9 protein-coding genes are annotated in these 11675 nt (G+C 49.9%); 6 read left to right on the top strand and 3 right to left on the bottom strand.

Features of this window, described 5'->3' with window-relative positions; translation table 11 throughout:
• The first annotated feature begins 21 nt into the window (after nucleotides 1-21).
• Nucleotides 22-2448: a DUF3536 domain-containing protein gene (locus tag PHI12_03935; protein ID MDD5509945.1), complete on the top strand. Its 2427-nt coding sequence runs from the start codon at nucleotides 22-24 to the stop codon at nucleotides 2446-2448.
• Nucleotides 2449-2587: 139 nt separating this feature from the next.
• Here the strand turns inward: PHI12_03935 and glgP are convergent, their stop codons facing one another.
• A complete protein-coding gene (gene glgP / locus PHI12_03930; protein ID MDD5509944.1) occupies nucleotides 2588-4735 on the bottom strand; it encodes an alpha-glucan family phosphorylase in 2148 nt (715 codons plus the stop codon).
• Between the two features lie 198 nt (nucleotides 4736-4933).
• Nucleotides 4934-6412, bottom strand: coding sequence for a glycogen/starch synthase (locus PHI12_03925; protein MDD5509943.1), 1479 nt, complete (start codon nucleotides 6410-6412; stop codon nucleotides 4934-4936).
• Between the two features lie 925 nt (nucleotides 6413-7337).
• Between PHI12_03925 and PHI12_03920 the strand changes: the two genes are divergently transcribed.
• From PHI12_03920 to PHI12_03910, 3 genes are read left to right on the top strand one after another with little or no spacing between them, the layout of a single operon-like run.
• Nucleotides 7338-8033 carry a DUF1538 domain-containing protein gene (locus PHI12_03920; GenBank protein MDD5509942.1) on the top strand — a complete coding sequence of 232 codons (696 nt, stop codon included), beginning with the start codon at nucleotides 7338-7340 and terminating at the stop codon, nucleotides 8031-8033.
• A gap of 10 nt (nucleotides 8034-8043) precedes the next feature.
• On the top strand, nucleotides 8044-8796 hold the full coding sequence (locus PHI12_03915) for a DUF1538 domain-containing protein (protein MDD5509941.1): 753 nt from the start codon (nucleotides 8044-8046) through the stop codon (nucleotides 8794-8796).
• A 5-nt stretch (nucleotides 8797-8801) separates the two neighbouring features.
• Nucleotides 8802-9182, top strand: coding sequence for a P-II family nitrogen regulator (locus PHI12_03910; GenBank protein ID MDD5509940.1), 381 nt, complete (start codon nucleotides 8802-8804; stop codon nucleotides 9180-9182).
• 217 nt (nucleotides 9183-9399) lie between these two features.
• Here the strand turns inward: PHI12_03910 and PHI12_03905 are convergent, their stop codons facing one another.
• Nucleotides 9400-10368, bottom strand: a complete 969-nt coding sequence (locus PHI12_03905) for a hypothetical protein (GenBank protein ID MDD5509939.1) — start codon at nucleotides 10366-10368, stop codon at nucleotides 9400-9402.
• 231 nt (nucleotides 10369-10599) lie between these two features.
• On the opposite strand from PHI12_03905, the gene PHI12_03900 reads away from it, so the two are divergent.
• Complete coding sequence (locus PHI12_03900) at nucleotides 10600-10749, top strand: hypothetical protein (GenBank protein MDD5509938.1); 150 nt, start codon at nucleotides 10600-10602, stop codon at nucleotides 10747-10749.
• Nucleotides 10750-10958: 209 nt separating this feature from the next.
• Nucleotides 10959-11474 carry a MarR family winged helix-turn-helix transcriptional regulator gene (locus PHI12_03895; protein ID MDD5509937.1) on the top strand — a complete coding sequence of 172 codons (516 nt, stop codon included), beginning with the start codon at nucleotides 10959-10961 and terminating at the stop codon, nucleotides 11472-11474.
• Nucleotides 11475-11675 lie beyond the last annotated feature (201 nt).

Genomic DNA, 11675 nt, shown 5'->3' with positions numbered 1-11675 from the left:
CTTTTCTCGAAGGAGAGTAATATGGATCGCTATATCTGTATTCATGGCCACTTCTACCAGCCGCCGCGAGAGAATGCCTGGCTGGAGTATGTGGAAATGCAGGATTCCGCTTACCCCTACCATGATTGGAACGAAAGGGTTACGGCGGAGTGCTACGCACCCAACGCGGTCTCGCGCATTCTGGATAAGGACAAGTATATTACTGATATAGTGAACAACTATGCTAAAATCAGCTTTGACTTCGGGCCAACCTTACTGATGTGGATGCAGGCAAACGCGCCGGATACATATCAGGCTATTTTGGATGCCGACCGGGAGAGCCAGAGCGCTTTTTCCGGGCATGGATCAGCCATCGCTCAAGCCTATAACCATATGATTATGCCCTTGGCCAGCCGTTGTGACAAGATCACACAGGTAATCTGGGGCATCAGGGACTTCGAGCACCGTTTCGGAAGACACCCCGAGGGAATGTGGCTTCCGGAAACCGCTGTCGACTTGGAAACACTAGATATCCTGGCTGAACAGGGCATCATCTTTACTATCCTGGCTCCCCATCAGGCCAGTCGCGTGCGCCGTATTGGTACCGATACCTGGCATCAGGTTAATGATGCCAGTATCGACCCCACGATGCCTTATCAGCTTAACCTGCCCTCGGGGCGGAAGCTGAACCTTTTCTTCTACGACGGTCCGGTTGCCCGTAGTGTTGCCTTTGAGGACCTCCTTAAAAGCGGTGACAGTTTTGCGTCTCGCCTTGCCGGTTCCTTGCGTGAAGGATACAGCCGGCCCCAGTTGGTTCACATTGCTACCGATGGGGAGACTTATGGCCACCATCACCGCTTCGGTGATATGGCGTTGGCTTATGCTTTAAATCATATTGAGGGTAGTGGCCTTGCCCGTATCACCAACTATGGTGAATACCTGGAGAAATGCCCTCCTACCGATGAGGTTGAGATTAATGAGAATACTTCCTGGAGCTGCCGGCATGGGGTAGAACGTTGGCGTAGCGACTGCGGGTGCAACGCAGGGAGAAATCCGGGATGGAAGCAATCCTGGCGGGCCCCGCTGCGGGAGGCACTGGACTGGTTGCGTGATACGCTGGCTGCTAAATATGAGGAGAGAGCACGGGAATTATTGAAAGACCCCTGGGCAGCCCGTGACGCCTATATCGAGGTAGTCCTTAACCGCTCATCGGATAATATCCAGAGCTTCCTGGAGAGGCATGGTACACGTAAACTGGACGATACGGAGTCGGTAACGGTTCTTAAAATGATTGAGCTTCAACGCCATGCCATGCTCATGTACACCAGCTGCGGGTGGTTCTTTGACGAGCTGTCCGGTATCGAGACGGTACAGGTGATCCAATACGCCGGACGGGCGGTTCAGCTGGCGGAAGAATTGTTTGGTGATCATACCGAGCCGAATTTTCTGGCACATCTGGAACTGGCCAGGAGCAACATCCCCAAATATGGTGATGGTCGCCTCATCTACGATAAGTTAGTGAAAACGGCAATGGTGAATCTTACCAGGGTTGGTGCTCATTATGCCATCAGCTCACTGTTCGAGGATTATGGAAAGCACACCAGGATCTACTGCTACGATGTAGACAGGGAAGACTATCAGACTACTGATTGCGGCAAAACCCGGCTGGTGGCAGGAAGGGCAGCGATAAGTTCTGTGATCAGCAAGGATACTAAACGGCTTACGTTCGGTGTTCTTCATCTCGGCGGACATAATATCAATGCCGGCATACGGGATTATCAAGGCGAGAAGGCTTATCGGGACATGATCCGGGAGATAACCGAGACCTGTGTTGCTGCCGATTTCTCCGGAGTCGCCCGTCTTCTGGACAAACACTTCGGAGGATCAACCTACTCTATAAAATCACTCTTCCGCGACGAGCAGCGCTGTGTTTTGGATCGTATTCTGGAGAACATGCTGGCTGACGTCGAATCATCGTATCGCCAACTGCATGAAACCTACTATCCGTTAATGCGCTTCCTGGCCGACCTCGGCAATCCAATGCCCGAGGCCCTTCGTACCACATCCGGGTTCATATTGAATACCGACCTGCGCCAGGCGCTGGCGAATGATATCATCGATGTGGAACGGGTCAGTTTTCTTCTGGATGATAGTCAGCTATGGGACATTGATCTTGATACAGAGGGACTGTCCCGTTTGTTCGAGCAGAATCTGGTGAAAACGATGAATCACTTGGTATCCGATCCCAGCGACACGGAGAGAATGGAGAATCTCAAGGCGGCGCTGGCTCTTTCCCGATCGTTTCCCTTTGAAACAAACCTGTGGCAGGTTCAGAACCTGTACCATAAAATGATCCGGGATACCTACCCTGCATTTCGGGAAAGGGCATCTCGGGGAGAAGGGAAAGCCAAAGGATGGTCCGATCTGTTTATCTCTATCGGGCAGCAGCTCTCGATAAGGGTTAGCTAGATTGACGACCTGAGCAGACTTATTCCCGCAGCCGTCGGGTAGTTTTCTTAAACAGTGAGATCAACCTCGCCTTTTCTCATGGATACCGCTTCCGTTTGGTAAGCATTACTGAGATGCTGAACGTCCTGCTAACTGATGCCTAGCGTGGTTTTGTGCCTATCATCGACTGAAAAGCTGGCTTATACATTCGGTCGGCATATTCCTTGATCATCCGCCGGGTGCAAAAAGCGGGTACGGTAGAGCTAACTGACTTCTTAACCATGTGTATCCAGCCCCTGGGGATACCTTTGGAATCCCGGGAGTAGTAGAGAGGTACGATTTCTGTTTCCAGGAGATGATAGAACGCCTCGGCATCCATGGTATCCTCATCATTCGGCTCCGGTCTTGCCGTACTGTCGCCAAGCACCCATCCGTTAGAACCGTTGTACCCCTCGTGCCACCAGCCATCAGCAACACTCAGATTAAGCACCCCGTTCAACGCCGCCTTCATCCCGCTGGTACCGGAGGCCTCTCGCAGCCGGCGCGGGGTATTCAGCCAGATATCTACTCCCTGCACCAGATAGTGGGCCATGTGCATATCATAGTCTTCCACAAAAGCAATTCGACCCTCAAAATCCCTTTCCGTAGCTATGGTATAAACCTGATGCAGAAGGTGCTTGGATGGTAAATCAGCCGGGTGGGACTTGCCGGCGAATACAATCTGAACGGGAAAAAGTCTGTTGTTAATCAGTCGCTTTAACCGTTCGATGTCCCGGAAGACCAATGCCGGCCGTTTGTATTCCGTGAAACGGCGGGCAAAGCCGATGGTGAGCGCTTCGGAATCGAGCAGTACACCCAGAGCCATGATTTGTTTCCAGGGCACATCATCCTTCAACCATCGACTCCGTATACGCCGCTGGATAGCACGCAACATTTTACGCTTCAGGTACAGGCGAACTGCCCAGAGTTCGCCGTCCGGAATATCGGAGATGCGTTCCCACAACCTGGCATCATCCTGTTCCTCCATCCATTCCAATCCCAGGTACTTTTCGTACAGCGATTTTATTTCCGGCGCAACCCATGTTGGTACGTGTATCCCGTTGGTGATATACGATATGGGCACCTGCTCTTCGGGAACCTGTGGCCAGAGCACCTGCCACATCCGTCGGGTAACCTCGCCGTGAAGCTGGCTTACGCCGCAGCGCTGGTTAGCCATCCGTAGTGCGAATACCGTCATGTCGAAGGGTTGATGTGCTGATTCATCACGCTGTCCCATCCGTAAGAAGGTTCCCCGATCGATGCCCGCATTTTCCAGGTATCCTTTCAGGTATGTCTCCACCCATTCTACCGGGAAGGCATCATGACCGGCCGGCACGGGCGTATGAGTGGTAAAGACGGTGGCTGCCCGCACCCTGTTTGCGGCATCCTCAAACGAAGCCCCTTTTGTCATCTCTTCACGGGTACGCTCTAACATCATCAGAGCGGCGTGTCCTTCGTTGGCATGCCAGACAGCCGGGTTGATACCCATTTTGCGGAGGATGCGTACCCCGCCGATACCAAGTACGATCTCCTGTTTCAGACGTAAGTCACCGTCGGCAACATAAAGCCGTGAGGAGAGTTCCCGATATTGCTCCGGCGTTTCCATAAGATTGGTGTCAAGTAAATAGATATTGGTGCGTCCTACCCGTACCTGCCACACTCCGACGGCGACGGCAACATCACCCAGCTTAACTTCAGCCAGTGACGGCTTGCCGTCGGGAGAGAGCACCCGGCTGATAGGTGCTTCATCGAAGTTGAGATTCTGGTAGTTCTCAGTCTGGCAGCTGTTGGGGTCAAGGCAGAATTGCTGATGGAAATACCCCTGAGGGTACATGAATCCGACCGCTGTCAAGGGCAGGCCGAGGTCACTGGCTTCTTTACAGATATCACCGGCCAGTACCCCCAGACCACCGGCATAAATAGGGAGCGAACTATGTACGGCGAACTCCATGGAAAAGTAGGCAATGGGTCCGTTCTGCCATTCGGGATGGGTGGTGGCGAACCAGTGAGTCGAGTATGCCATATCCGCATCGAAAGCCTTCAGCACCGAATCATACAGAGCAACAAAATCGGTATTGTGAGCCATTGCCTGCAGGGCATCCGGTGACATCTCGTTGAGCTGCCGCATTGGGTTGTGACCGCTAAGCTTCCAGCGGTAGTAATCCAGAATACGGAACAACTTGCGTGCCGGCTCGTGCCAACTCCACCACAGGTTGCTGGCAAGCTCGTCGAGCCTGCTGATTCGTTCCGGTAGTTTGGCAGTAGTCATGTGGAACTTCTCCTTTGTTTAACGTGAGTATATTGTTAGAATTATACTCTATCGGGGTAGGACTAGACCAGTTTGTTCGATGGTTGAATCTTGACCATCGGGCATGTAGAAAAGTGATCAGGATGAACATGTGGAAACAAGGACCGAAAGAGCTATACTCATTAATGCTCGGGACTTCAGGTAAACGGCGGCCTGCCTCTAATTCGGCCGGATTGCCTGAAGTCTGCGTTGCTTGGCCAGTTCGTAGAGTCTTTCGTATTTGGGTGCGGAGTGTTCCCATGAGAAGTCGGCTTTCATAACGCGAGTTATCAGGCCGTGCCATTTTTCCTTATTCCGGAAGGCGTCGAGCCCCCGTCGTATGGCGGCCAGGAGTGATTTGGTATCATAGTCCTGAAAAGCAAAGCCGAGTCCCTGCGATAAATCCGGCGAGCAATCTGGCACTATTTCGGCAAGGCCGCCGGTATGTCTTACGGTGGGAACGGCGCCATAACGCATGGCGATAGGGACGGCCAGGCCGCAGGGTTCGTAACGGGAAGGGGCGAGAAAGATGTCACAACCGGCAAAGACAAGGTTGGCTAATGAGAAGTCAAGGGTAAGAAACATGTGGGCTTTGCCGGGGTACTCTGCTTCCAGCGACCGCAGTTGTTCTTCGTAACCCCATTCGCCTGTGCCCTGCAGCACGAAATAAATATCGAGTTCGGCTAAAGAAGTTCTAATGGCCTCTATGGCAATATCGAAGCCTTTCTGCCAAACGATTCTTCCCACCATACCTACTAATGGAACATCTCCTCGGGCTGGTAGCCCGGCCCTGTCCATCAATGCGATCTTGTTGTTCACTCTCCGGTCGGGAAGGTAGTCGGTGTAATGTGCTTCTATCGCAGGGTCCTTGGCCGGGTTGAATTGGCCGTAATCCAGGCCGTTCAATATGCCGAAAAGACTGTCCCTGCGGTGCTGCAGCAGCGGGTCAAGTCCCATACCGTACTCGGGGGTCAGAATCTCTCTGGCATAGGTTTCGCTGACAGTGGAGATAATGTCGCTATGATAGATGCCAAGAGCCAGCATGCTGTAGGCTTTTTCACGCATGGGATCGCCTGCAGGCGGCAGATAGTCGTAAAGATTGGCGCTCCGGGCAAAATTGTCATCGAACCATCCCTGATAACCCAGGTTATGAATGGTAAATACGGAAGCACAGGAAGAATAAAAAGGGTCGCTGCGCAGCGACCCGCTCAACATAGCCGGCACCACTCCCGTATGCCAGTCATGACAGTGGAATATATCCGGCCACCAGTTCAGTATCCTGGGCATCTCCAGAACTGCCATTGAGAAGAGTAGAAAACGCTCCGAATCGTCTCCGTCGCCATATACAGAGGCCCGGTCAAAATATCTGCTGTTACCCATAAGGTAGACGGGTGTCCCGTGCTTGAGTAAGACCTCGGTAATAGAGACCTCTTCTTCCCTACCCATGAACGTTAGTCTGAAGCTACCGATCGCAGTATTCTGATAACCTTCCAGATTGATACTGCCGTATCGAGGCATCACCAGCCGGACGTCATGCCCGTTCAATCTCAGAATTCTCGGCAATGATCCGGCCACGTCGCCGAGGCCGCCTATCTTGACCAGGGGGCTGGCCTCGGTCGCCGCGAAGAGGACCTTAAAAGGTTTAATAATATCTGTCATGACATACCCGGCTTTGCTAAACTTGGTGGCTGTATTTAGATGTTAAGCCCCCGGTCCAGAGTCTGTCAATTTGTCGTCAGGTCCGATTGGCTTTCGCCGGTAGTAATACTGCTACCTAATTGTTTCTGAATTCGGTAAAAAGCGGCTTTGGTGTACTAAACTCGATGCCGGGGAGCCTAAACTGCGCGGTGGGCTGGCGTATTATATGTATAACAAATAATATACAAGTGTAGATGAACGGCGACGAAAGCACAGGATCTAAGGATCTGTGGCGAAACACAACACCTACTGGTGGGCTGACGCCACTTTAACGACCACCAGCACTAACAGAGTATTAGCTCGAGCTATGGGGCTGCCCATTACTTTTCATCTTCAGATGAAAAGGGCTATGCCGAAAAGGACCACACCCACGGCGATAAGAAATTATTAAACTCCCCCGATTTTAACAGCTTATAAAGAAGAGCACCCCCCATATGATAAGGTATATGCCGACCAGGTACGCAACTATTTGCGGCTTAATGAGCATGATGATTCCGAAGACAATAGCGATAATGGCAAGTATGAATTGTGGGACAGACAACGCTCCAATGAATGGTAATGTCATATCCATCTACTATCACCTCCCGTTTAGTTTTGACACTTAATATATACCCGGTTGTGCTGCTTGTCAATATGAAATTTGCTGTAGCATAAATTGGCGGAAGGTCAGGACGAGCTAATGAGGCGATCCGGTTAGAGACTGGGTGGTTTTACAGGGGTAAGAACCTGTGAACCTGGATAGGTTAGTCATCTATTGATTGAATTATGAAAAACCTGTAATATGAGGCTATAAAGCAGGGTAGTACATTCCCCCGTATTACTGGCTAAGTCTCCGGCTATCCTAGCAAGTAACTTGCTTGGCCGTTTGGCCTAAGGCGGTTCAGATATGCCAGGCGCAATCAAGGTAAAATCCCTGGAAGTTATCAAAGCTATACTTCCCCTGGTGCTGGTAATTGTAGCCTTTCAGTTTACTCCTCTGCAGATGCCCTTGCATACTTTTTATCAATTCCTGGGTGGCGTAGCCATGGTTATCGGTGGGATGATTCTCTTTTTGGTAGGGATTGATATCGGAATTCTACCCGTCGGAGAAGCCGTGGGTAGTGAGCTTCCCAAGCGGGGGTCTCTGTCGCTGGTGATCGGTATCGCCTTTCTGGTTGGTTTCACCGCTACGGTGGCTGAGCCGGATGTAATGGTTCTGACGAAGCAAATCGATCTTGTTTCACAGGGGGCTATTTCGGATAATCTTCTCATCTATATCATCGCTATCGGCGTAGCCTTTTTTGTATCCATGTCCATGCTTCGTATTATCCGCAATTTTCCCATGAAATACCTCTTGACCATCAGCTATGCTGCTGTGATAGTGCTGTCGTTTTTTACCCCGCGTGAGTTCGTCCCGGTCGCCTTTGATTCAGGAGGGGTAACCACCGGCCCGATGGCGGTGCCGATTATCCTGGCGCTGGGACTAGGATTTAGTTCCGTTATCGCCGGCAGGTCGGCAATATCGGATGGATTCGGACTGATTGGTCTGGCTTCCGTTGGTCCGATAATCGGTGTTATGACAATGGGTATTATACTGTTTTGATATGTCGAGTATGTTTACTGGTATAGGACAGACTTCTCTCGGTGTGCTAAGAGCACTTGCGCCGCTGGTGGTGTTATCCGTCGTGTTTCAATTGCGGGTTTTAAAGCTGCCGAGGAGTTACGTCCTGAATTTGGTAAAGGGCGTCGCAATCGCCTCGGTAGGCCTGATACTTTTTCTTCAAGGAGTGCATATTGGATTTCTGCCGGCCGGAGAAGCTCTGGGAGAGGCATTTACCTCGATAAGCGTAAAACCATTTCTTGTCCCCATCGGCTTTTCCCTTGGCTTTCTGACGACCTGGGGAGAACCTGCGGTCCGTGTGCTCAGCGACCAAGTCGAGAAGGCCTCAGCCGGTTCAATCCGCAAGAATATCATCCTGCTCATCATTGCCCTCGGCGTTGCCTCCTTTGTCGCTTTAGGAATGGCTAAAATTATCTATGGTATTCCCCTGACCTACATCATTATCCCCGGCTATGCGCTCGCTATCGGACTAATGTGGCTTAGTGATAAGACATTTTTGTCTATTGCTTTTGATGCGGGTGGTGTAGCAACCGGCCCACTGGCGGTAACTTTCCTGATGGCGGTTGCGCTCGGTGTTGCCTCCGCAATTGAAGGGCGCGACCCGATCGTCGACGGCTTTGGCCTGATAGCCTTGATAGCACTGGCTCCAATACTATCAATACTGATACTGGGACTTATTTATAAAAGTGGACTAAGAAAAATACTTGTACTAAAATATCGAGAATATCGGCAGAGAAAGGAGTAATATCAATGTCATTGGAGATCGCTCTAATCATGACTATCGTGGGTAAGGGCTGGGGTGAAACAGTTTTAGACGCCTCCATGAAGGCGGGTGCCGAGGGGGGTACTGTCCTGTTGGGACGTGGGGTTGGGATTCGTGAGAAGCAGACGATCATGGGTATCCCTATTGAGCCGGAAAAGGAAATCGTCTTGTCGGTAACCTTCCCCGATAAGAAAGAGGCAATACTGGAAGAAATCGTCCGTGCCGCCGAGCTTGATAAACCGGGCAAGGGTATCGCCTTCGTGGTCCCCGTAGAAAAGGTTGTCGGCATATGTCATCTGGACAGTGACGGACAGTGCATCCCTTCCGGCGATATTGTGGATGAGTCAGGTGATGCAAAACAAGAGTAAAAGAGAGGCAACTGAAGCTCTGATTATTGATACCTCTTTTTCTATAGATACGAAAGACCTTTAACCTTCTAAGACACTCGGTCTGTATCTGTAAACCTTAGACTCGCACAAGTTAAGCAAAACAATCTGTTGGAATTCGATCGATCTCTTTGATGCTCTGCCTTTTGTGATTGACAGGTCGACATAATCAACCACGTTGAATAGAGCTCTTCATGTTCTACGGGTTACTACCAAGTATTTCCTCCACGCGCTTGCCTAGCTCTTCAGCCCCTCTATCAGCAGCCAATCCAAGGTATTTCTTGAAGTCGATGAATTTTCCCACGCCGCCTATTATTTTATCGGGGACTTTTGAGTCTTCCAGAATAAAACGATACAGCTCGTCTCTCAGCTTCTTCCCTATCTCTTCATCAGGTACTGAGCCGGCAAGATCCGCGATGGATTTCTTGAGTCGCTCATGATTATTTTCCAGCTGTCCGAGGTCGTTTGACAGAGCCGTTTTCTCCGATTCCATCTTTTCTATTTTCGAATCGAGCTCGGCTATATTTGATTTCAGGTCTTCCACTGCCTCGCCATGCTCTTTTCTAAGAGCGGTCATCTGCGATTCATGGTTTTCGTTTAACTGTACCTTTTCTTCCTCCAGCGTCCTTATTTTCAATCTCAGACCATCTATGTCAGCCAGTCTCTCCGCCAGTTCTTTCTTATCAATCCTTGATTCCTGGAGATCTTCGCCCAGTACTGTGGTCAGCCTCTCCATGAATTCTTTTGAATCAGTTCTTAAATTCTTGTATTCCTCTCCCAGTATTCCAACCACTCTTCCCATTAGGTCGTCATACCTGGTATTTGCCCGGTCCCGTTCTTCCTGTAGTGTCATGATGTACGACCTCAAGTCTCCTACTTTACCCCCGTACTGCTTGTTCAACAGGGTATATACTGCAAAGGCAACTCTTTTGGCTACAGACTCCCCGTAGCTCTTTATGTCGCTACCCCGGGCACCGAAGACCTTACTTATTAACTTATCCTCTTTGCGCAGCTTATTATCGTAGTCTTTCAACCCGGCCTCAACCACCGGACCTAGCCCCGCGCTGCTGTATAGTTGCTCCGCCAATTGCGATTCTTCCAGGTTCATCTCTTCGATAGGTACTATGCTGGTGGTTTTTTCTTCGAAATCTGATCTTCTCTCTTCCATATTTTCCCCCTATCACATTACTTTAGTTGGCGACATTATCCTGTTAATAAATCTTTTCACGCGTATCATATACCTTGTGAAACTACAAATCAAAGTGAAGGCATACGGTTGGCTAGAGATCATTATAGTGCCTTAGGAATAAAGAAAAATGCCAATGCCGCACCAAATTAAGAAGGCTCGCCGCAAATTGGTAGTGGGTAAGAATCAATGAATTCAGGGGAATTTCACAAAATGAGCACTGACAGTCTAACAGTGACAATGCCGGAAGCTGCCGGGGCACTGGGGATGAGTGGGAATCTTGCGCATCAACTGGCCAATAGAGACGAATTGCCGGTCAGGGTGATCAGGCTTGGAGGAAAACGGATGGTCGTATCTAGATAAGCCCTGGAAAATATCTTGAGTGATGCTACCACTACAGGGCAGAGAGGTCGGCAGGATCCCCCGAGCACCAGCTTGGAGAAGGTGTATTTGGGAAACTGATTCCCTCAGAAGCAAGGTAAACGCTAAAGCATTTAGTGGTGGGATTCAGGTGTGATAAAATGTATTAGTGAATGAACAAATAGTGACATAGTCGATCGGAGATATATGAAATGCCGGTTAAGTTTGGATTTGATAATCCTATGCTCAGGACATGGTTACTAATGCACCAAACCTACAATCTGGTATTGAAAGTTGAGGAAAACGTATTCAAGCAAATAGGAATTTCCCCTCAGTATAACGGCGTCCTTATGGCGACGAGATATACTGACGGCCCGGTTACGGCTACCATCATTGCGAACTGGTTGGATCGGAACAATAACGCCGTTAGTATGCTGCTAGATCGTATGCAAAGGGATGGACTTATTAGGAGAGTGAGAAGCAGCCGTGACCGTAGGGAAGTACGTTTAGTTCTTACCAGTAAAGGTAAAGAGACCATTGATAAGGCTACTGCGCTGGGATGGCAGCTCATCCAAGACATTTTGGGGGAGATCCCGGAAGAGGATTTGCGAGTACTAATCGATCAACTGGAAACGGTACGGGGTAGGACATTCGAGTTTCTTAATCCGGGCCGGCCTATAGAAGAAGCAAAGGTAACTAAAGGAGCAGGCGAAATGCCTGCTCAGTGAAACGGATGTCCAGGTAATTCTAAAGGTTGAGCTTCTTCTCGTGATGATCAGGGGGCTCTTAGATAACGCCAGGACTATATCAGGACTATATTAAGAATAAAGAATGTAAAACCAGGCGGTTTCTAGAGTAATTGTCTTCATAAAATAGCTAATGGAAATTCCGTACAGACATGTACTCCGCTATGTACTATTGAGGAATGG

It is taken from the genome of Dehalococcoidales bacterium, from assembly GCA_028716225.1.
Taxonomy (GTDB): domain Bacteria; phylum Chloroflexota; class Dehalococcoidia; order Dehalococcoidales; family UBA5760; genus UBA5760.
The sequence above is the reverse complement of the archived record's forward strand: the minus strand, read 5'-3'. Positions and strand labels throughout refer to the sequence as shown.

What these genes read in the sequence shown, in the direction of transcription:
- PHI12_03900 (MDD5509938.1), top strand. Translation starts at nt 10,600, where the DNA reads ATGAGCACTGACAGTCTAACAGTGACAATGCCGGAAGCTGCCGGGGCA.
- PHI12_03915 (MDD5509941.1), top strand. Translation starts at nt 8,044, where the DNA reads ATGTTTACTGGTATAGGACAGACTTCTCTCGGTGTGCTAAGAGCACTT.
- PHI12_03920 (MDD5509942.1), top strand. Translation starts at nt 7,338, where the DNA reads ATGCCAGGCGCAATCAAGGTAAAATCCCTGGAAGTTATCAAAGCTATA.
- PHI12_03910 (MDD5509940.1), top strand. Translation starts at nt 8,802, where the DNA reads ATGTCATTGGAGATCGCTCTAATCATGACTATCGTGGGTAAGGGCTGG.
- PHI12_03905 (MDD5509939.1), bottom strand. Translation starts at nt 10,368, where the DNA reads ATGGAAGAGAGAAGATCAGATTTCGAAGAAAAAACCACCAGCATAGTA.
- PHI12_03935 (MDD5509945.1), top strand. Translation starts at nt 22, where the DNA reads ATGGATCGCTATATCTGTATTCATGGCCACTTCTACCAGCCGCCGCGA.
- PHI12_03925 (MDD5509943.1), bottom strand. Translation starts at nt 6,412, where the DNA reads ATGACAGATATTATTAAACCTTTTAAGGTCCTCTTCGCGGCGACCGAG.
- glgP (MDD5509944.1), bottom strand. Translation starts at nt 4,735, where the DNA reads ATGACTACTGCCAAACTACCGGAACGAATCAGCAGGCTCGACGAGCTT.
- PHI12_03895 (MDD5509937.1), top strand. Translation starts at nt 10,959, where the DNA reads ATGCCGGTTAAGTTTGGATTTGATAATCCTATGCTCAGGACATGGTTA.